Origin of the sequence: Candidatus Methylomicrobium oryzae (assembly GCF_016745425.1) — a bacterium.
Taxonomy (GTDB): Bacteria; Pseudomonadota; Gammaproteobacteria; order Methylococcales; family Methylomonadaceae; genus Methylomicrobium; species Methylomicrobium oryzae.
Genome location: NZ_JAERVK010000005.1, coordinates 168,530 through 189,313, shown reverse-complemented (window position 1 = coordinate 189,313; position 20,784 = coordinate 168,530). Strand labels below are relative to the sequence as shown.

The 20,784-nt window shown below is 56.3% G+C and carries 22 protein-coding genes; 3 read left to right on the top strand and 19 right to left on the bottom strand.

Going from position 1 to position 20,784, the window contains the following annotated elements; all coding sequences use genetic code 11:
* Positions 1-117: 117 nt before the first annotated feature.
* Entirely contained in the window at positions 118-393 is a 276-nt protein-coding gene (locus tag JJL52_RS07455; protein ID WP_202051765.1) for an HU family DNA-binding protein, read from the top strand.
* Positions 394-408: 15 nt separating this feature from the next.
* Here JJL52_RS07455 and traN read toward each other — a convergent pair whose 3' ends face one another.
* The 14 genes from traN to traL all read right to left on the bottom strand — a co-directional run bounded on the left by traN (position 409) and on the right by traL (position 14,004).
* Positions 409-3,198 (bottom strand): conjugal transfer mating pair stabilization protein TraN, encoded by a 2,790-nt coding sequence (traN, locus tag JJL52_RS07450; protein ID WP_202051764.1) that lies wholly within the window; start codon positions 3,196-3,198, stop codon positions 409-411.
* On the bottom strand, positions 3,199-4,230 hold the full coding sequence (locus JJL52_RS07445) for a TraU family protein (protein ID WP_202051763.1): 1,032 nt from the start codon (positions 4,228-4,230) through the stop codon (positions 3,199-3,201). It lies immediately after the preceding gene.
* Positions 4,227-5,408 (bottom strand): TrbC family F-type conjugative pilus assembly protein, encoded by a 1,182-nt coding sequence (locus tag JJL52_RS07440; protein ID WP_236994121.1) that lies wholly within the window; start codon positions 5,406-5,408, stop codon positions 4,227-4,229. The genes JJL52_RS07445 and JJL52_RS07440 overlap by 4 nt, the downstream gene beginning before the upstream one ends.
* 7 nt (positions 5,409-5,415) lie before the next feature.
* The gene (gene lepB / locus JJL52_RS07435) at positions 5,416-5,946 is read right to left on the bottom strand and encodes a signal peptidase I (protein WP_236994120.1); all 531 of its coding nucleotides are present in this window, start codon (positions 5,944-5,946) and stop codon (positions 5,416-5,418) included.
* A 4-nt stretch (positions 5,947-5,950) separates the two neighbouring features.
* A complete protein-coding gene (locus JJL52_RS07430) occupies positions 5,951-6,268 on the bottom strand; it encodes a hypothetical protein (RefSeq protein WP_202051761.1) in 318 nt (105 codons plus the stop codon).
* Positions 6,258-8,672 (bottom strand): type IV secretion system protein TraC, encoded by a 2,415-nt coding sequence (gene traC / locus JJL52_RS07425; RefSeq protein ID WP_202051760.1) that lies wholly within the window; start codon positions 8,670-8,672, stop codon positions 6,258-6,260. The genes JJL52_RS07430 and traC overlap by 11 nt, the downstream gene beginning before the upstream one ends.
* On the bottom strand, positions 8,669-8,932 hold the full coding sequence (locus JJL52_RS07420) for an RRXRR domain-containing protein (RefSeq protein WP_202051759.1): 264 nt from the start codon (positions 8,930-8,932) through the stop codon (positions 8,669-8,671). The genes traC and JJL52_RS07420 overlap by 4 nt, the downstream gene beginning before the upstream one ends.
* Before the next feature lie 7 nt (positions 8,933-8,939).
* Entirely contained in the window at positions 8,940-9,239 is a 300-nt protein-coding gene (gene traA / locus JJL52_RS07415) for a TraA family conjugative transfer protein (RefSeq protein ID WP_005369504.1), read from the bottom strand.
* Positions 9,240-9,364: 125 nt separating this feature from the next.
* Positions 9,365-9,895, bottom strand: coding sequence for a TraV family lipoprotein (locus JJL52_RS07410; RefSeq protein WP_202051758.1), 531 nt, complete (start codon positions 9,893-9,895; stop codon positions 9,365-9,367).
* Positions 9,892-10,692, bottom strand: a complete 801-nt coding sequence (locus tag JJL52_RS07405; protein WP_236994119.1) for a DsbC family protein — start codon at positions 10,690-10,692, stop codon at positions 9,892-9,894. Before JJL52_RS07405 ends, JJL52_RS07410 begins: the two co-directional genes overlap by 4 nt.
* Before the next feature lie 96 nt (positions 10,693-10,788).
* Positions 10,789-12,147 (bottom strand): TraB/VirB10 family protein, encoded by a 1,359-nt coding sequence (locus JJL52_RS07400; RefSeq protein WP_202051757.1) that lies wholly within the window; start codon positions 12,145-12,147, stop codon positions 10,789-10,791.
* Positions 12,147-13,118, bottom strand: a complete 972-nt coding sequence (locus JJL52_RS07395; RefSeq protein ID WP_202051756.1) for a TraK domain-containing protein — start codon at positions 13,116-13,118, stop codon at positions 12,147-12,149. The genes JJL52_RS07400 and JJL52_RS07395 overlap by 1 nt, the downstream gene beginning before the upstream one ends.
* A complete protein-coding gene (locus tag JJL52_RS07390; protein ID WP_202051755.1) occupies positions 13,115-13,726 on the bottom strand; it encodes a TraE/TraK family type IV conjugative transfer system protein in 612 nt (203 codons plus the stop codon). The genes JJL52_RS07395 and JJL52_RS07390 overlap by 4 nt, the downstream gene beginning before the upstream one ends.
* Entirely contained in the window at positions 13,723-14,004 is a 282-nt protein-coding gene (traL, locus tag JJL52_RS07385) for a type IV conjugative transfer system protein TraL (protein ID WP_020563525.1), read from the bottom strand. Before traL ends, JJL52_RS07390 begins: the two co-directional genes overlap by 4 nt.
* Before the next feature lie 185 nt (positions 14,005-14,189).
* On the opposite strand from traL, the gene JJL52_RS07380 reads away from it, so the two are divergent.
* Positions 14,190-14,345, top strand: a complete 156-nt coding sequence (locus JJL52_RS07380; RefSeq protein WP_202051754.1) for a hypothetical protein — start codon at positions 14,190-14,192, stop codon at positions 14,343-14,345.
* A gap of 27 nt (positions 14,346-14,372) precedes the next feature.
* Here JJL52_RS07380 and JJL52_RS07375 read toward each other — a convergent pair whose 3' ends face one another.
* The 5 genes from JJL52_RS07375 to JJL52_RS07355 all read right to left on the bottom strand — a co-directional run bounded on the left by JJL52_RS07375 (position 14,373) and on the right by JJL52_RS07355 (position 18,586).
* Positions 14,373-15,119 (bottom strand): SDR family oxidoreductase, encoded by a 747-nt coding sequence (locus tag JJL52_RS07375; RefSeq protein WP_202051753.1) that lies wholly within the window; start codon positions 15,117-15,119, stop codon positions 14,373-14,375.
* A gap of 373 nt (positions 15,120-15,492) precedes the next feature.
* Positions 15,493-16,101: a cupin domain-containing protein gene (locus tag JJL52_RS07370; protein WP_202051752.1), complete on the bottom strand. Its 609-nt coding sequence runs from the start codon at positions 16,099-16,101 to the stop codon at positions 15,493-15,495.
* Positions 16,102-16,254: 153 nt separating this feature from the next.
* On the bottom strand, positions 16,255-16,755 hold the full coding sequence (locus JJL52_RS07365) for a DinB family protein (protein WP_202051751.1): 501 nt from the start codon (positions 16,753-16,755) through the stop codon (positions 16,255-16,257).
* Positions 16,752-17,630, bottom strand: coding sequence for a branched-chain-amino-acid transaminase (gene ilvE, locus JJL52_RS07360; protein WP_202051750.1), 879 nt, complete (start codon positions 17,628-17,630; stop codon positions 16,752-16,754). Before ilvE ends, JJL52_RS07365 begins: the two co-directional genes overlap by 4 nt.
* Before the next feature lie 29 nt (positions 17,631-17,659).
* The gene (locus tag JJL52_RS07355; RefSeq protein WP_202051749.1) at positions 17,660-18,586 is read right to left on the bottom strand and encodes a DMT family transporter; all 927 of its coding nucleotides are present in this window, start codon (positions 18,584-18,586) and stop codon (positions 17,660-17,662) included.
* Positions 18,587-18,687: 101 nt separating this feature from the next.
* Between JJL52_RS07355 and JJL52_RS07350 the strand changes: the two genes are divergently transcribed.
* The gene (locus tag JJL52_RS07350; RefSeq protein WP_236994118.1) at positions 18,688-20,145 is read left to right on the top strand and encodes an aminotransferase-like domain-containing protein; all 1,458 of its coding nucleotides are present in this window, start codon (positions 18,688-18,690) and stop codon (positions 20,143-20,145) included.
* The last annotated feature ends 639 nt before the right edge of the window (positions 20,146-20,784 follow it).

The window sequence follows — 20,784 nt, the reverse complement described above, 5'->3', positions numbered from 1 at the left end:
ATCTATAGCTACCAAACGCCAATTGTATAGAAGTTTTCCTTAATTTCTACGGTTTTCAGCTATTATCAACTCTTTAAACTCAGTATCGCTTTTAATTACTGCCCACAGGAACATGATATGAACAAATCCGAACTCATCGATGCCATCGCCAGCCATGCCAACCTGACCAAAGCCGACGCAGGCCGGGCGCTGGACGGACTGACCAAAACCATCGAATCTGCCTTGAAAGCCGGTGACTCGATTGCCTTGGTAGGCTTTGGCTCTTTTGAGGTTAAAGAAAGAGCGGAACGCACGGGCCGCAACCCACAAACCGGTGCTGCCATTACGATTGCCGCCGCCAAAACCCCTTCCTTCAAGCCCGGCAAAGGATTGAAAGACGCGGTTAACGCTTGATTACTTCGGGGCTAATTACTGTGGTCCCATTCCCCAACCTTCCAGTTCCGCTTGCCGTTTGACCGTAGGCACATCCAACTCGGTCATGCGGCCCTGGGTGCGGGTCAAGGTGTCTTGCCGGTTGCCAGTGGCCGCACCATACCGTTGCGGATTGAGTCGGCTGCCAGTGCCGGTCAATTGGCCGAGGTTGAGCATCGAAGCGGCATTTTCCGCCGTGGGTAAATGGTGGGTTTGCGCCAAGAGTCCCAGCCATTCGTCCAGATTGACCTGAGTCCAATCGACTTTGTCCAGATCCTCGACTTTGATGCCGGTACACTCGGGCGCTTCAGCGGTACCAAAGCCCATGCCCAATTGGGGTTTGATTTGTTCGTTCAGGATCCTTGCCAGCGGCGTATTGTAACAGCAGTAGCTTTCCTTACGAATCAAACAGAGCCCAGTAATCGGGTCCTTACTGTCGCAGTAGGTACCCAAGTCCTTACAGACTTTCAACTGTTTCTTGGCCGCCAATTCATACTCCGGTATCTCGCACGACCAGACAATCTGGATGATCATGATCGCGATCATGACCGCGGTGTAGGCGGCCATCAGGGTGCTCAACATCGTGCCGGCAAATGCCGCACCGCCCCCCAGTTGAACACCACCCGATTGCGCGGCCGGCGTCAGGTTGCCCAGCGAATCAAACGCCACTTGCCCCCCGGCACTGAACAGCGCATTGCCGGCCGCCTCACCAAAGGTGCTGCCGATCCATTCCGCCACCGTTTTCATCAATTCGCCTTTCAACGAATCCAACAAGCCCTGCGAGGCGATATCGGTGGTGCTCAGCATGTCGGTGCCGACCAGATCATTGACGGTCGAGGCGAAATCCGCCTGGAAACTGTTCCAGGCATCTCCCGCCACGGAAAAGGGCGTCCGCATGGTTTCCCAAACTCCCCTCACCGCGGAGGTGGCATCCATGCGCATCACCGCATTGTCCAGTTGACTGGTGGCCAGGATCAAATCGATGTATTGACTCAGCCCCATGCTGCCGGCGGGCGTTTTACAACAATCGACCAGGGTCACCACGCCGCCGACCATTTTGCAGCTGGCGTCTTCACCTTTGAATACCTCGCAGGAACTGGGATCTTTTTGTTGCAGCTCGGCATTGGCATAATCGCAGCTCAAATCCATCGCCATTTGCTGGGCCGTATTGAGCAACGCCAGCGCCTTGGTAAAATCCTGACTTTGCGTCCGATTCACGGCAATGCAATCTTCACCCATGCAGCGAATCGGGCCCGAGCATTGCTGTTGCGTGCTGCTTTGAATGCCGGGAATGCCGACCTCTTGGCCGCAATCATAGGTATCCACGCTGTCCCAGCAGGTCCCCGAGGCCAAGGTGTCCAGGCATTGGCTTTTGATGAAGGCGCAGCCCTGGTTTTCCAGATCAGCACATGTCGTGCTCGGGGTGCCCGTGTCGGGCGGCGACAGACAATGGGTGCCTGCGGAGTCCGTCCAGCATTGCCCGGTGCTGTTCAGATCGCACTGTCCGGCCGCGGTGATGCTCATGCAGGTATTGCGAATCCCTGCGGAAGCGGCCACCGGCGCCTTAGCCAGATCGGACTCGCAAATCATCACTTGCGAGACCGGATCGACATAACATCCGGATGCGTTGGCCGGATCGTTGGTACAGATGAGCTGGCTGTCCGCTTGGCAAATGCCATCGGTAATGGCGCTGGCGAGATTCTGGCAGTTCGGACCGCTCCAGCTCCACTCGTCCTGGGTCATCAGTTTCGACAAGTCGTAACGTAGCCGGATGCGCGAGTAGCCTTCGCCATTGCCGCCGACCAGCGTGTCCTGTCGAAAGACCTTGTTACCAGTACTGTTAAACGCATACGTGACATCCTTGTTGGGATGATCGACCCAGCTGTTGCTGAGCTCGCAAGAACCTCCCCAGCCGCTGGAACCGGTATAAATCAGGCTGCCGCCATAGAAAACCCTGGCATGATCGTCGAACTCGACATCCTCCAGGGTGGCGCTGATAATCGCCTCGGGATGCAGCACATGATAAGTGACCTGCCAGCTGAACACGGCGCAGCTCGCTGACCAGTAATTATCGCCGACCACGCCGACATACAAATCCATGCAGCCCGGCCCGCAACTGGACAATCCGCCATTTCCCGACACGTAACTGAGCAGCGGTTCGACTTTCACCTCATGCGTTGCGGTACAGTTCTGCGGCACGGTTGGCTGTCTTAAACACAGCTGATAGTCGGGAATGTGGACCGGCTGCGTGGTCGTGGTTTGGGTCGTGGTGGACGTACAGTCCGAGAACGACGCTGCCCACGGCGTAAAATCGACAAACACCTGATCGCCGGCCTTCCAGAGCGGGTCATTTTGTAAGTCCGGATGCGATTGGTGGGCATTGTTGACGAGGGTCCGATAGGCCTCGCCGGTGGCGCTGTTTTCAGCGTTCAAGATCGTTTGGGCATTGAGCCCTGCGGCGATCGTGCCGGGGTTATTGCCATACAGACTGGTGAGGTTGGTCGCGACACTGTTAGCATTGTTTGCATCCGGAGACAGGGTGCTGACATTAATCGAGCTTTCCTGTGCCGTGCCCGGATTCAGCGTCATCGTGCCACCGCCAGCATCCACGGGAAACTGAAAGACCTCCAAAAGTTGTTGTCCGGTTCGCTGCCCTTCGCTGCCCGCGGCCTGCATGGGATCCGCCCAGGTCACAGCGAACGGCGTCCAGGCCATGGTGACGCTCAGCGTCATGGCGAGCGAGCGCGTCAACCAGAGATGACGATCAAAAAACGCTCCCAAACCCATCTAAAGCCCCACGCAGCAGTCCTGCCAGCGCCACAAGATATAAAGGTGATCCTCCCCAGGGCCGGGGAAAGTGCGCCCCGCACCCCAGGTGAACGTGGTTTCGCCAATCGCATGATTGGATTCGGTTTCCGCGACCGGATAAAACATGCTGAGCCGGTATTGCGACTTCGGGATGAAGGGATAAATCAGCCCGCCGCATAAGGCATCGTTCCCCGAGGTCTTCCAGGCCAAGCCCCGGCGATGCAAGGCCGCCGTTGCCCGGGTGGCCAGTAAACTGGAAATGCGCGGATCGGTGCCGTAGCTGGTCGGTGAAATCCCGGACAAGGGATACATGTGCCCCCAGGCGCCGGCACACCAGAACAAGGCATCGAGCGGGTTGCCGGTCGCGGCGGCGGCCGCATCGGCGACACAGGCGGCAATCGCCGCCGGATTGGCAAACAGCGCCGTTTCGGGACTGGTGAAAAACGCCAGCAAGTCACTGTTCCAGGTGGGGTCGAGTTCCGAAACATACAACAGATCGAAATCCCGGTAGCCGTCGGCGTTACAACGATCATCCCAAAACAGATCGAGCAGAATGGTGAGCGGAAACGCGAAGTAGTGGTAATTGAAAAACGCCATCTCGCTGGCATCGAAATCGGCCTTGCCGGTGGTCGCGATCAAACGCACTTTCGAGGCGCTGAACGTGTGCCCGCCCAAGGCCGGCGAACACCAGGGATTTCTGACCACTTCGATCAACCGAGCCGGATTCCATAGCCCGACGGTCATACCCAATTGCGGCAGCCCCAAAGGGTCGGTGCAGAAGCAAAACTTCTGATCAGTGGCGATACTCGGCACATTGCCTCCTCCGAGCGACGCACCGGCCGCACGGATCGGAAACAAACAGCTCCAGCAAATATCGGTGATCAGTTTGCCGGACCACAGCTCGGCATCGGCGCAGAGCGGATCCACCGATTTGCTTGTCGTCTCGGCATGACCGGCAACCGCCAGGCTCAAAAGCAGCCCAAACAGCCATGCTGGAACCGGCCGTTTCATGACCGCGCTCCTGCCCCTGATCTTAGGACTTTGCGTTCCCGGACGACGATCCGGTTGCCGGACTGTTCGACCACGGCCGGCACCTGCTGCAACTGAAAACGCTGACGCACATCCGGCGTCAACAAATACACCGGCGCATCGAGCGTTGTTTCCAGATTCTTTAAGCCTTCCCAGCCGTCCTGACGCGACAGCTGCGTCGCAAGATACAAGACGCGTGCGTTCTTGTTCCGGCAGGCCAACTGCTTGACGGTATCGAGCTGGGCTGGTTGGGTGGCATCGAAGACGATTAGGCACAGCCCAAAGGCCATTTGGTCCAGGGGATTGACGGTGTGTCCGGCACGAATGATCAAGTTGCCGTTGGGCGCCATCAGATCCCGCGGCGCGGTGACAGTCAGATCAATGGTTCGGTCCCGATCTTCCCGAGACGCCGGCAACACTTCGAATGGACGTTTTTGCCAAAAACGGGCAATGGCCTGCTGTTTTAGCCGCGGCCCATCCAGCGTAGCCAATCGGCTTTTGATGGCTTCGAGCAGATCGATTTCGGCAATGTCATACACCTCGCCGAATCGCCCCAGATCGCCCTGGCGTCCGGCGTTCTGCCGCGCCTTGACCCAATCGAGACTGGTCACCCCCTTGACCCGAAGCAGCGCCCTGCCCTGCGCCTCGACGACGACTTCGGGGACGGTAGTCACCTTCCATTTCTGAAAGCGCGTCGGATCGATCACGATATTCGGTACCGGACCGATGTCTTTCAACAGCGCTTTCAACTCGGCGAAAAACCCCGGCAATTTCTGCCCGGGCTTGGGGCCACGGAAGACCAGCAAAACGTCATCCTGACCCGAGGCTTCCTGAAAGATGCCTTTGAGCACCGGATCCCCCAGTGAGAACGAGACGAACATGACCCGTACCGGTTTGCCTTGTGGCTGGGTTGCCAGCCCATCGGGCATCGCAGCCAAGGTTTTGGATTTTGAGGCGTTGACGAGTTCCAACGCTTGCCCGTTGGCTTCGGCCTGATGGGGATTACTGTCCAGCCAGTCTGCCCTTGGCTGTCCTTCCAGACGATCGAGAATGTGTTGTGATCTAGCCAGCCAGTCCTCTTCGGCCTGCGCGAGACTCTGAATCAACAAAGTAGCCAGCATGATAAATCCGGTCATCCGGCGCACCGAACGTGATTGCATCGCGTGCTTAAAAAATTGCATAAGCTCGGCCAATCACCTGGTGATCATAGACGTATCCCCAGTAACGCGAATCGAAACTTTTCGGCGTTAAACCCGTAACCCAATACGCGGCCGTCGGGATGGTTTCGTCGCGTTTGAAGGCGGACGATGGTTTTCTGAGTTTCTCGGCCAGCGGCAGCCCCTCAATAAGGACGGCGCCGTTAATTCGGGTTTGACGGCTATCAACCTGGACGCGGTCGCCGGTGACGCCAGCGGCGATCTTGACGATGGTCTGACCGTCCTTGAAATACGGTTTCATGCGTTCGGCCCGAAAGGCGATCAAATCGCCGCGCCAGATATCCTTGTTGTAGGTATCGATGAGATAAATGCGCTTATCCGGCAAACAGCGGTCGACCTGATCATCGCCGCCGATCAAAAACCGCTGGCCGACGTAGTGCTCCACGGACAACAGTAGAATCAGAAGCGGCAAGGCTTTCAGCAGAAACGGCCCGAGCGGGACTTTGGGCTGGATGCTTCGAAACATCGTCTTTCGTTTCATGGCTTCACGGCCCTTCCGGCCTGACATAGGTATCGTCCGGTGCCGCGACCACGGCCGTCGAATCCAGCACCAGGTAACCGGCATTACTCAACTTGGTGGCCAGACGCTGCCAGTCTTCGACGGTGCGGGCCATTTGATCCGGGGTGGCATTCGGGGGAATCGCCTGGATCAGGCGGGCACGATCCAGCACAAAAACCGGCGTGATCAGGTTCAATCGTTGCAAGGGCTCTTTCAGTATCTGAGTGGCCGCGATCGTGCCGCCCATGAGACCCAAGACCAAAGCCATGAGGCCGATACCCAGCCACTGGGTCTTAGCGGCCATGGTAGACCTCCCGCTCTTTGGCTTTACGGCTGCTTTGCAGTTGCTGAATGGCATCGCCCAGACTCAATCCTTGGCGGCGCAATTGTTTCAGCGCCTGCACATCTTCCGGCTTGGTGGAAAACAAAAGCCGTTTGAAGGGGTCGACGATCAGTCGGCCGATTCCCGAGCCCATCTCGGTCAGGAAAAAAATTTCGGAATAAGCGCCCGGCAGGGTATGGACGGTCTTGAGCAATTCGTAACCGCCGTCCGACAAGGGCAGCCGTCGATCCTGCTTCATGCCTTCGATGACTTCGGCTTTCTGGCCCAACAGATACATATTCGCCGAGTTCTCGACAATGGCCCGGCCGGCGGCATTGCGGTAGAGGTCATTGACCGACTGGGTGATGGTGACCGCGGCGCCGCCGTACTTTCGAAAGCGTCGATATCCGTGCTCCATGAATTTGGCGACATCGCCCTCGGTGAGCAGATCCCAGGCTTCATCGATAATCACGATCTTGGGGCGGTTGCGTTCGCCGAGATACATCTCCTGCTGGATTTGATAGATCAGTTGCAGCAACACAACCTGCTGCAGATGTTTCCGGCCTTTCAGTTCCTCCAGCTCCAGCACCGTGAAATCGTTGCTGAAGCGCGCGTTGTTGCGGCCGTTGAAATAACGCCCGTATTCGCCGCGGCTCGTGAACGGGAACAACTGCTCGCCAACATCCCTGAGGCGCTGATCGTCTTCCCGGCAGAGAATCGCCGCAATGTCGTCGACCGACATTGCCTGGACTTTCTCGGTCCAAAGGTTTTTCAGTACGCGTTTCAGGCCGGCCGTTTGAAAATCGCTGAGCTTTTCCGTGGGTGCGGCCATTTGACTGACCAGTCCGGCCAGCATGTCGGCTTCCTCTTCAAAGTTCTGCACGATTTCGAAGGGATTCATGCAAATCCCCGAGCCGTGGGTAAATTTGACGAAATCGCCTTCCAGCACTTCGCAAAGGTTTTCATAGGAGCGGCCGACATCGATCGTCCAGATTTGCGCGCCTTCGGTCAGGTAGCTGACGATGATTTCGTTGGTCAGAAACGATTTGCCCTTGCCGGATTCGGCGGCGATGCAGAGATTGTAGTTTCCGGTGGTGTCGAACAACGACACCGCCATGTGTTCGCCGTTGCGCGAGACAAAATTCAATGTCGGCGTGCCGGTGCCGGCCCAATCGCCGAACAGCGGCAGCAACGGAATCGCATGCCGGGTGGCCAGGGTGCGGTAGCGTTTGAGATCGGTTATCGCGGCTCGTTCGGCCCCGAACGGCAGGCAATTGAGAAAGAACGGCAGACAAAAATACTTGTCTTCCAGCAGCTGAAAACCCAGCTCCCGGAAATACACCCGGGCATTGGAAATCGCCGCGGATTCCTCACCGTCGTCGCAGAACAACACCAGGCCAAAATAGCTCCGGATCGGCCGGTCGCCATCGCCATAGGCATCGAACAGCACATCGAAATTATGCTTGCGCTGGATCAGCGCCGGCAGGAAACGGGCGATCGGCGTATTGACCTGATTGGTGATGAACTGTCTGACGCCTTCCTGGCGGGCGCGAGTGGATTCGGCATCCGGGTAATGCAGGGTCAGGCTGATGAGCGCATTCTGGCGAATGCCGCGCGTGCCGGACAGAATATCGCCCAGATAGCTTTTGGCGCTGCCGAAATAGAAATGATCGGGCGTGCGCTTGGCGGACAGGGTTTTGACCCGCTTGGGGCCCAGCCAAACGCCCTTCTCGTCGGTCTCCAGCGCATTGTCATAATCCAGCAGCTGGTCGCGGATCAGTTGCGTCGGGTCGCATTCGGGAACCACCCGGTCTTTCCAGCCGGCATCATCATTCCAATTGAGGACCGTATTCAGCACCCGCACATAGTGATCCGCATCGAGCACGTCAGGAGTGAGTCCGATCGTGGTCAAGGATTGTTGGGTCGCCCGCTGCAATTCTGAGGCCCTGACCAATTCATTTTCGCTGGGCCGGGGGTTAACGATGGGCAGCTTGACGGTTACGATCACCTGGCTGCGGCGCAGGCGAGCGCCTGAAACCGTTTCTGGCGCTTTACCGGTTCCCTGCCGCAAAAAGTCGATGCTGGCTTGCGTCATCGCTTTATAGATCGTCTTCTGCTGTTTGAGACGGCGGGTCTGCATGATGGCCAACGATTCCTCAATGTCCGGGGAGGTCCAGAGGCTGACCTGCAGCAGGGTCTCGGCCGGCCAGTCCTGGTTCAGCAACACATTGACCCGGGCCGAAACGCTCGGATCGGCGCCGGTCAGCGGCCGGCAAATAAAACCGAAGCCGATGCTTGCGTCCGCGAGCAGAAAAAGCTGGTGATCGGGATCATACGCCAAGGCCGAAAACAGGGAATCGGCAGGATGAATGCGGGAGGGTTTCATGAGGCATCCTGCAGCATGGATTGGGCTTCAGCCTCCTGAATAGCCGTCCCTATCAAACAAATCGTGTAAGGACGGCGACTGAGTCGCAGGGCACGCCCTTTGCGGATGAGTTCACGGGCGCGTGCCGGATGACAGGCATTGAGCACCCGCCCATCGCTCGCCACGACCTGCACACGCACCCCATTGGAAACCCGAGTTGAAATTCGACAGTTGCCCGCCGCCTTCTCGGAATGGGAATGGCTTCCGGTTAACTCGTTCATGTCGAACTCACAGCGTGGCGGTGACGATATTGGTAATGATCGTCGGGGCGGCGAACAAGCCGACGCCACTGGCAATGCCCAGCACAAAGCCCATAATGCTGCCTCGCACGACGCCTGCAACTAAACCCACGATCACAAACACGATGGCGATGATGCGGCCGAGCAGCCCTTCTACCCAGCCGGTGAGCAATGTCCAGACATTGTTGAACTCGGTGCCGCCGGCTCCGGCCAGCGCATCGGGCGCCAGCATGACCAGCAATAGGGATGCCAGGACCACCGACGCGCCCGTTTGACGTGACAATCTCATAAAAACGACCTCATGGGGAAATGAAAAGACGGTTGCCCGCCCTGTCTCGGACCCAATGTCCGGCTCGCCCAAGCGGTTGCCCGCGGCATCTCGCTCATTCCGGTAAGGATTGGCGGAAGGATGGTTTAATGCGTGTTCGGGGCTTTCAATGAACCTGGCGGCATGCCTTCGGTGTCGGTACCGGCCTGATCCCGATCTAGCGGCCTTTCCGGGGGACGTTGCTCGATTTGCAGCGGGATCAGCGACGGGCTGACCGTCGGGGCGCTTTTACCGATCATCCAGCGACGGGGTTCCAGTTCGGTATACACATAGCCCGAGACCATCAGGTCGCCGTCGCTGTCCTCCCAGGGCGCAATCCAGATGCGCATGACCTGAGCCGGCGTTCGGATCGGCGTGGGATCGTCGATTTTGGGGACCGGTTGCCGGGCGTGGCGCGGGAAATCGGTGGCCGCGCCAGCTTTAACCAACTCAATTTTGTTGGGCTCAGGCTTGGGCGGTTCCGGCAAGGCTTTGTCGGTCACCTGATAAGCTTCAGTGGTGGACAGACACTGGGGATCGTCCGGCATGCCCTTGCAGCCGTATTGTGTGGCACAGCCGACACTGAGGAAGACGACCCATCCCAGGAGAACCGGTAGAATCAACCGGCGCGGGCTCACGGCTTTTTCTCCTGCTTGTCGATCTTGGCAGGCGCTTGCACGACATCAGGTTTGTTTTCCAGCCAGTCGGACAGCGATTCGGGCGCGCCGCTGTGCGTGCGGCCATCCGGGGCAATCAGAAACGGCACGCCGGGCAGGCCAAACAGTTTGGCGGTCACGATCGCCCGTTGCAGCGGCTCCTTGTTACAAGACGCAGGATTATCGGTTGGAAGACCGGCATAATCCTGTTTCAGGAGGCGCTGGCGGACGCTGTCCTGAACTTTTTGATCTTTGGAGGCTTGTTGACAGGCCAGTTGCACGACGATGTTTTGCGACTCCTGCCCCAGGATCGGCACCATGACCAGTTTGAAGGTATAGCGTTCCTGCAAGGCTTGCAGGTCTTTCATGACCTTGCCGCAATACGGGCAGCGCGGATCGATGAAGATCAGCACGGAATCTTTGCCGCGACCGACGGTGACAGGACCCAAATCGTCGATATTGAGTTTCATCCTTGACAGATCAATCCGCCTGGCGATCCGATCGATGTCGGGAAGATCCTTGATTTCCTGCTGGGTCCAGACATCGAGTAGTTTGCCGCCGTACAGAGCAAAACGGCCGTTGCTTGACATGAACACGATCTGGTCGCCGGTCTTGACCATTTTGAGCCCGGTAATCGGCAAATCCTGCATGCCATCGATTTTGACCGACATCAACCCGGCGGCGATATCGGCCGGTGAAATCTTGGGCGCATCAGCGGCCATCGCGGCAGCGCCTATGCAAAGCAGTGACAGAAAAGCGAATCGGTTAAGGCTATTCATGATGACGATCGTTAGGGATTGAAGTGATGGCAACAGCTTACGGGTTGCCGCCAAGCAAACACGGACAATAAATGGCGAAAATACCCATCTTTTGCATCAGGCCGGGGTTTTCAGTTTGAGCGCCGTGCCTTTTTGCACGATGAAATTCACCTGTCGGGTGGCATCGACTTCGATCACCGGGTAAATCTCTTCGGCCATATCCATGTAAAAGTGCGATAGGCGCTCCATCGCATAACCGGCTCCTTTAAGCGCACCGCCTTCCATGGACTGGGCGGAAAAAGCGCTCTGAAACGGCGTCGTGCCGGCTAGGCTCCCCAGACCGCCGGTCAGCAGCACCGGAACCTGGTTACGACCGAAGGCATCGGAAAAGCCTCTGAGAAATCCGGCCATCATCGACTGCGCCAGCAAGGCGCCTTGTTTGGACACAACACGGCCTCTAACGCCGTTTTTGCCGTCCTCGCCAGTCGCGTAAGCGTTCATCGGTACTTCAATCACGCCGCCGTCCTGACGCACGCAGGAAAACGTCTCGCCGCGAAAATAGGCGCGCTCGGCGCTCAAGTCACCGAAGCCAGCGGCCAACAGAAAGCATTCACGCAAATCCGCATGGAAGCGATTGGGCAAAATGGCTTCCTTTTTGATTCGAAAAAGCACCGGCATCGGCTCCTTCTTGGCCTTTTTACCGGTGGGCGCATCCAGTCCGTTCAACAAGACGCCGGTCAGAATGCTGCCGGCCGGGATAAAGACGTCGCTGTGCCGGGCGGATGGCTCGGGCGAGGGTTTCCCTTCCGATCCTGTCGGTGACGCCTTGTCATCCTTGATCACGCGAATCTGCAAGGCCGCCTGCGGTGGGGTATTAGAAGACGCACGTCCTCCGGATATGCCGGGATTGGCTGAATTCGGACCTGCTACGGCGGCTTGTTCGAAAACACGGCTCAGATCATTGGGATACGGCGTGGTGCGCGATGCACTCATTCGTCGATCGGACGTATTGGGCAGAGGTAAGACGGTACCCGCTGTCGAGCCCGTATCCGGAAGCAAAGCCCCCGACGCTGCCGGTTTGTTCCGGAGCGCTTCCAGTTCGCCGGAGACGGCTTTCAACTTGGCGTCATAGGCCTCCCGCTCGGCCAGGGTCCATTGTTTTAAGCGCATCTCATCGGATTGTTGCTGGCGTTTTTGCTGCTCTTCAATCGCCCCGAGACGGCGGCCCTGCTCTTCATTTTTCTGCAGCAGGTCGCGTAACTGGGCCGAAATGCCGTCGATGCCCAACGACCGTGGATCGCTATCGGTGAGTATGTGCTGGATCGTAGCCTGCTTGCTGGACGGTTTGACCACTTCCGGAGACACCGAAGCCAAGCCGATGATCGTCGCGGTCAACACGGTACCGATGCTGCCCACGACGACATTCCGTTTGGCAGTCGGGCTCAGCGCCGACCACCCCTTATCGATACCCGCCATCAAGGCATCCTCCCGTTCAGCAAGGACGGCCTGACCATGGTGGCAGCCTCGTCTTTTCGTCTGACCGCGACATAGAGTTCGGTCGATTCACCGGGTCCCAGCACCACTTTCGGCCAGGCAGCCACGGCCAGGACCTCGTCCTGGGTGGAGGCACAGGTGCGTTCATCGAATTCGATCGGGATGACGCCGGTGTTGCGGGCGACACCCACGAATATCAGCAGCTCCTGACCTTCCAGAAGCTGGCCGGTGTGTATTCTTAGCCGGTCTTGATGACACTGAATTTGTTCGGTCTGGCTGGGATCGCGTAATGAAAACCCGGCGGGCGTTTTTTGTAATCCCAAATCGCGGAACAACTGCTTCAAGGTGGTGATGTAGTCCTGTTCCTGGTTCGCGGATTTTTCGGACGAAGTCGTGCTTTGCCGCTGCCATTGCGTCAGCCGTTTATACGTCTCCTGATCCAGGCTGAGATGGATTTCCCGGGCGGGTATCCGTTTGGGAATCAGCGTCAGCGAGAGCGCGATGTCCTGATTGTCGCCGGGCGTGATGTACAAGGTCACCGGCGTTTCATCGGCGGTCGCGACATAGACGATCTTGCCTTTGGTGCTGGTGGTCGCCTGACTGGTCGTGGTCACCACCGGGTTATCGAAGGGCGTCACCAGCCGGTTCAAATGACCGACCGCAATCGGCATCAGCTCGTTGATGCCGGGCTTGACTTGAAGGGTTTGCGGCGCGACGGAAGTGACCGCCTGCTGAGGAGGCGTATTCAGGACACTGGCATCGACGGGCGGCAATTCGACTTGCAGCGGAGACTGATCAATTACCATATTTGGCACATCCTGCAAGGGCATGGTTTCCAGAGCCTTATTGTCTTGATGCGGACGCGCGGCTAATCCGTTAGCCGGTAATTCCTCGGCGGATAACGGCATACTGATGATCAGCAATAAAACGAGTGGATAACAGGCACTTTTCATGGCGTTGCGGCTCTCTGTGGCGATGGCCCGGCTTTCAGGCGCTCCAATGTTCTGGGGTCTTCGGGATAGACATCGATGAACTCCAGACGCGGCCGGTAGTTTTTGATGGCGATGATGAATTCGTAGGTGCGCGGCTTGATGTCCGGCTTGGAACTGGGCCCCTGGCTTTTGAGTTCGCCGCTGACAAAGACCTTGTTGGTCTCGGCTTCATAATCGACATGCCGGGGCGTGAAGCTGATCGCGACCCGGTCCATCTTGATCGCCTTGATCTGATCGGTCATCGCATCCAGCACGGTGCGGTAGATCTCGGGCGCCAACAACGGCTCGATAGCGATTTTGAGGAAATCGGCATTGGCCGGTGTGGTGTTGCCCAACAGCTCGGCCAGAAACAGGCCCCAGGACTCCTTGAACTCGCTGGAAGCCGCCGTCCGGGTCACTTCGACTTCCTTCGTCAAGGTTGGCGGCACCAGAATGATGCTGCGTTCGGTACGCCAGGCGGCCAGCGAGGTAATCACGCACACCGCCAGCAGCCCCAGAATGATGATGCGGCTGAAGCGATTCTCGGCCTCGTGCCCTTCCCAGGTCCGCAGAAAGTCCGAGAGCCTCACGGGTAGAACCGCCGAATAAAGGGATTGGGAATGGTGATCGCTTTGCTGGGCAGCAAACCCAGCCAATAAATCGCATGCAGGGTATAACCGTCAGGACGATTGTCCCGAAAGCGCCGGTAGAATTTGACGGCGATGGCGCCAATGGCCAGGGCGGGAATGAATTGATCGATCAGCATGCCGGTGAGCATGCACACCATGAAAGGCACGATTTCATCGGCGCTCCACAGCAAAAGGTGGATCGGGTCGTCGATGGTTTTAGGAATGGCAACGGGTTCCATAATGATCTCCGGGAGGGATGATCACTATTTTGGTGACTTGAAAGCTCTCGTCGGCCGCAATAAATGTCGTTACCGAGAATTTTTTGTTGATGGTCGTTTCATTTTTTGTAAAGGTAAACAAAATAATTCAATTCGAGATGATCGGCAGGCTGAAAAACGATACAGTTTTTATTTAGGGATTTAGCTTGGCATTTTTCAACTTGAAAAATAGAGCAAGCCGTAAAGCAGTCATCCACGAATACAAAATTGAAGAGAACTCAATGGTTCAGATCGACCCAGGCCGTGTAAAACGTAGAAATATTGAAATCGCCAGTGATTTGCGTTCAATCAGGTTGAGCTAAGGTCATGCAGAGAGCGCCTCTTAGGCATTATCTTCCACCTGCCAATTCAATGAATGTGCCTGTTGAATATGATGCCTCATCAGATAGCAGCCACATGATTGCATTTGCTACTTCGGTGGGGTGTCCACCTCGTTTCATTGGCAAAGATTCTTTTATCCGATCTACACGCCCTGGCTCACCACCATCAGCATGCATGTCGGTATAAATAAATGCAGGGCGCACAGCGTTAACGCGAATGCCTTCTTCCGCCACCTCGCGGGATAGACCTATAGTAAGCGTGTCGATAGCGCCCTTGGATGCTGCATAATCAACATATTCACCCGCTGACCCAAGTCTTGATGCGGCAGATGATACATTAACAATAGCTCCGCCTTGCCCTCCATGTTTTATGGACATGCGTTTCACGGCCTCTCTTGCGCATAAAAAAGAACCAACTACATTCGCCGCTAGAATTCTATTTAGTCGGGCAGCATCAATATCCTCAACCCTCATTTGCCTTTCAAGAATGCCGGCATTATTGACCAGTGCCGCAATAGGCCCCATTTTCTCATCAATGATTTTAAATAGATTTTTAACCTCCGATTCCAAAGAAACATCTGCTGCAACAGCGATGGCCTTTCCGCCGCTTGCTTCAATCTCCTCAACGACTGTGTGAGCAGCTGTTTGGTTTTTATGATAATTGACACACACATAATATCCGCAAGCAGCTGCAAGCCGCGCCGTTGCTGCACCAATTCCACGACTACCGCCAGTTATCAGTATTACTTTAATCATTTATATAAGGTGCTCGACTTTTGGTTTATTTACCTAAGGAAGCGCTGGTTAAATCCTTCGACAAGGTCAGGATGAACGGTAAGTGGTTGATTCCGTTCGTTGTGAGCTTGTCGAACCATGAGCGGAATCGATTTATTCAGCAATTCCCCAGGGAATTAGATAGTTAACAACATATTTACCGCAAAATTTACATCAACACAATAAAGCCTTGATTTGCATTTGTTTTCCTCTTCCGTATACCATCGGTACAAAGTAACAGTGATTGGTAAAGATCAAATTTCAACCATTGAGTCAGATGGAACGTTCGACTGCAATGGTCAGATTTACTCAGACACCAGCCACTACTATCCCGTAATTATGGCATTCTACGCAACTAGAGCTTTACGTTCTCACGCAGCCCACAATTGACGGCACCACAATCATTAACCCCACACTTCCAAAACCGCTTTCCCGACTTGGCCAGGCCGGGCCAGCCGTTGGCGCGCAGTTGTTGGGCAATCAGGTAATTCATCAGGCCGTGGCAGTTCAGCAGAACGTTGCCATGCGCTTCCGCCAACCCGGCCAGCCGGGTTGCGGCCTGTCGAGCCCGACAATTGGCGGCTGCATAAGCTTTGCCGTTTTGCGAGAAACCGGCCAACCAGAGTAACCGGCAAAATGTCACCCAAACCGCAATGGGCAATGTAACCGGGCCGCCGCCGAAATGCGGAAGCACCGATTCGCGAAACAAGCTATCCGTAACATGCATATTGGCCAACCCCACCGCATGAGCCGATTCGACCGAGCGCCACAAGTCGCTGCACACCACGTAGTTAGGATGGTGCATTTCCGCCATTGTTTCCGGCGGCGGCCTGTCTAAGATGCCGGCTTTAAAACCGGTGCACATGACCGTCAACAACGGCGTGGGGCCAGCGTCGGTGTACAGTTTCGGACAGCCTTGCAAGATGTAGGTGAACTCGTCCTGCTTGCTATGTGCGTGGCGCAAAGCCGGTATCGCCCCCGGCGCCATGCAAGTCACAAATGGCTTGCGGATACAAAGATTTTCTTGCCCGCGGCGGCACTTGATCCGCTACGGTGCTAATTGGGAACGCTGATTCAGTCATATAGAACCATCCGAAAGCAGATAAAAAATACAAGATTAATCGACAAACGGCGCACAGATAAAATCAATGTCGCCGTAGTCGCAACCGCACTGGCTCAACAGCGCGGTGATCTGTCCGCGATGATGGGTTTTATGTAGCAACAAGGTGGTCAACATGATCCCGACACTCAAATCCTTGTCCTGCCCGGTGGACAGGCTGCGAAACGCGATGCGCCGTTGCAAATCGTCGGCTTGCAAGTCTTGAATCCAATCCAGCAAGGCTTGGTCGCAATTGGCTTGCGCCGCCCGCAATTCGTCGAAATCGGCGTAAAGCTCCAAGTCCAAGCGCTGGTAAGGCGCGGGCCGCCCTTGCAATCGGGCCAGCCAGACGCGATCACCCAACAGCAAATGGTTCAAGGTACCATGGATGGAACCAAAAAATACTCCGCGATCCCGTTTGCGTTCGTCGTCCGCCAATGTGTCGCAAGTACCATACAAACGCTGGTTCACCCATTGACTGTAACGTGCCTGCAACAGCAAATTTTCCAGAAAATTCATCTTTCACCTCCACACTCTATGGCTATAGTCCGCTGAAAAGCCAGTTGCAACCGGAGGAACACTGGTCCGGGGCAACTAGGCAATAGTCGGCAGTCGATACTGGCCACCGGAATAAGTTCCGCGCCGGTGCCGGTCAAAAAACATTCGTCGGCGGCGTACAAATCGTAAACGCCCAAAGGCTGCTCGCAGGTTTCAATGCCGTCGGCTTGCGCCAATTCCAACACCAAAGCGCGGGTGATGCCTTCCAGCGCGCCTTCGCAGCAGGATGGCGTCAATAAGCGGCCATTGCGGACGATGAACACATTATCGGAGGTGCCTTCGGCCACCCGGCCTTGCGCGTTGAGCAGTATCGCCTCGTCGACGCCGGCATGGTTGGCCTCGATTTTCGCCAGAATGTGGTTCAAATAATTCAGGCTTTTGATGCGCGGATCCAGGCCGTCGGCCGACAAGCGGCGCACCGACGACACCATCAAGCGCGCACCGGCCTGTTGTTGACCGATGTATATCATCGTCAATTGGTCGGCGATGGCGATAACATTGGGCTGCGAACAACTTTTGGGATTCAAGCCCAGCGGTCCGGCACCGCGCGTCACCATCAGACGGATATAGCCGTCGTCATCGGGAAATGCATCGATCAACCGCTCGATGACGGACGTTAATTCGTCGGTAGAGAGCGGTATTTCCAGCGCAATCGCCCGCGCCGACAGCTGCAGCCGCTGCAAATGCCGTTGCACCCGAAAAGCGCGGCGCCGGTAAAAGCGTATGCCTTCGAACACGCCGTCGCCATACAGCAAACCGTGGTCGTTGACCGGGACAACCGCTTGATCGGTGGACAACAGTTGGCCATTCAACCACGTTATCGAATGGGTACTCATCAAATTCTCCTGAAAATTTAGTGTCGGTTTTAGGATTTTCTGCCGGCCAAGACGCAAGCGACGACCAGTGAGGCGGTTGCCAATTGTTCAATCTCGACGCTTTCGCCGATCAAGGCCGAACCGGCCGCCATACTGAGAAACGGCTGCAGCAATTGCAGTTGGCCGATCCGCGCAGTGCCGCCCAATGCCAATCCGCGATACCAGGCAAAAAATGCCAGATACATGCTGACCACGCTGACGTAGGCAAAGCCCAACAGGCTAGGCCAGCGGACCAGCTCGAAGCGGGGCGGCGCGGCTTCCACTACCCATGGCAATAACAGCGGTGCGGTCATCAACAATGCCCAGCTGATGGTTTGCCAAGCGCCTAGCTGTTTCGCCAGCCGCGCGCCTTCGGCATAACCGTAAGCCGCGCAGGCAATCGCCGCCAGCAAATACAGATCCGCTTGCTGCAGCCCCGCCGAACCGGACAGATAGACGAAGACCAGGATAGCCGCGCTACCCAATGCCGTTGCCAGCCAGAATCGCCATGACGGCCGTTCGCCCGATAACAGTACGCCGAAACCGGCGGTCAACAACGGTGTCAAGCCGACCACCACCGAACCATGCACGGCCGACACCTGTTGCAATGCCAATGCCGACAACAGCGGAAAGCCGATCACAACGCCGCCGGCGGTTGCGGCCAGCCTGAACCATTGACTGCCTTTGGGCAAGCGGCCGCCGCCCCACCACAACGCCAATGCCGCCAGCAGCGAAGCGGCGACCGCTCGTCCCAAGCCAACGAATATCGGATCGAGTTCCGCCACCGCCAGCCGGGTTGCCGGCAAGGTCAGGCTGAAACCGAGGATACCGGCGGAACCAAACCAATAACCGCGCTTGAGTTCGGAGGGCTGGGGAGGAATCGTATGGTTTCGATCGCCAACGGCAAACGTGGCGCGGTTCAACAAACGGAATTTCATGGTCTTGCTCTGCTTGATCGGAGGCGCCAGTTTAGACTATGATCAGGCAATCAATACAGATGTAAAATCCGTAAATTATATCGATACAATTTTGACTAAAAATGAATTGTATCTATAGCCAAACGCCGAAACTGTATTGCAACCCCATGAATCTACGCTACGAAAACCTCGCCGAACATTTGCTCAACGCCATCGCGCAGAATCTGTACCGACCGGGAGAACGCCTGCCCAGCGTGCGCCAACTCAGCCAACAACATCAGGTCAGTACCGCTACAGCGGTCAGCGCATTGCGGTTGCTGGAGGACCAGGGCCACCTCGAAGCTCGCCAGCGCTCGGGCTATTACGTCAGGCCGCGTCCGCGCTGTTCGCTACAGGAACCAGCGATTTCGGCGCCGTCGCGCGAACCGTCGCTGGTGACGGGTCAGGAATTGGTGTTGCGTTTGGTCAAGGCCGCCAACGATCCGAGAATCGTGCAATTGGGCGCGGCGGTGCCGGCAGCGTCGTTTTTGCCGACGCAAAAAATGGCCCAGCTGTTGGCCAACGTCGCCCGTCGTTACAGCCAACGCATTGCCAATTACGAGTTTCCGCCCGGCGTGCCGGAATTGCGGCGGCAAATCGCCCGCCGCATGTCGGAACAGGGCTGCCCGGTCGATCCCAACGACATCCTGATCACCAACGGCTGCCAGGAAGCGATGACGCTGGCGTTGAAAGCGGTTACCCGGCCGGGCGACATCGTCGCCGTCGAATCGCCGACCTTTTACGGGCTGTTGCAAATCATCGAATCGTTGTCGCTACGCGCGATCGAAATTCCGACCCATCCGCGCGACGGCATCGCGCTGGACGCGCTGCAACTGGCCTGCGAGCAATGGCAGATCAAGGGTTGTATCGTGGTTCCCAACTACAGCAATCCCTTGGGTTATTGCATGAGCGATACGCGCAAGCGCGCGCTGGTTGAACTGGCCACCCGCTACCGGATCGCGTTGATTGAGGACGACATTTACGGCGAACTGGGATTCGGCGTTCAGCGCCCGTCGATAGCGAAAAGCTGGGACAGCGAGGGACGGGTGTTATATTGCTCGTCGTTTTCAAAATCCCTGTGTCCCGGTTTACGGGTGGGTTGGCTGGTGGCCGGGCCGTACCTGGAACAAACCGAATACCTGAAATACGTTGGCAATCTGGCGACGCCGACTCACGCGCAATTGACAGTCGTGGAAATGCTGGCCAAGGGCGGCTACGAACGTCATCTGCGCCAGGCGCGCAACCAATACCGGCAATCGGTGGAAAAAATGACGGCGGCCATCGGCGCTTATTTTCCGACTGGCATTCGCGTTACCCAGCCGGAGGGCGGCTTCGTGATATGGGTGGAGCTGCCGGAAACTGTCGATGCGACGACCCTGGCCCAGCGAGCGTTGATGCAAGGTATCAGCATCGCGCCCGGCCAGATGTTCTCGGCAACACAAAAATACCGCAATTTCATCCGCCTGAATTGCGCAGTGGATTGGGACGAGCGGGTCAATCAGGCGTTGGTCAAATTGGGGCAGATGGTCAGCGAGCAATAACCCGGATTGAAGGTCACCCAAAGTCTTTGAACTTAAATTTGTCGCTTAGTGAATTGCCTGTGGAATAGGGGCAAGATCAGATTTTGTTTAACTTAATTTAGTCGGTGTAGTGGGTCAAGAGAATATTGCTGATGCAATCTACTGGTTTCGTAAAGCTGCTGAGCAAGGACATAAAGATGCCATTGATAGGTTAGCTGAGCTAGGGATTCAATAAAGTCTTTTTACTATCAGTACAAGCGGGAGCATTTGATCAGAAACTTACGATTTCAACAAAATCCGGCCATACAAAATATCTCTAAAGGGAAATCGGTACCAGGTCTTGCATCAAGCATCCATAGCTTAAAATAGACAGCAGATAACGAATCAACTCCTGCCGCTGACACCTATAACTTGGAGGCTCCCTTGTGGCCGGAGTGCGGCAGTGATAATGACAATTTGCTCGCCGAATACCGGACAGTCGGCTGGGTCACAGGATACCTTAGCTATTGTAATTGGATAGTTACCCCGACCGGCGTGTTATGGCTAGTAGCGCTCTATCGAGTATGAAAGAGCAAGATCAACCCGTAGATGCTGATCGGCTATGTAAAAACAATGACTGGTGGGTTCAACTAGTCGACGCAACACCCTGATTAAATTAGC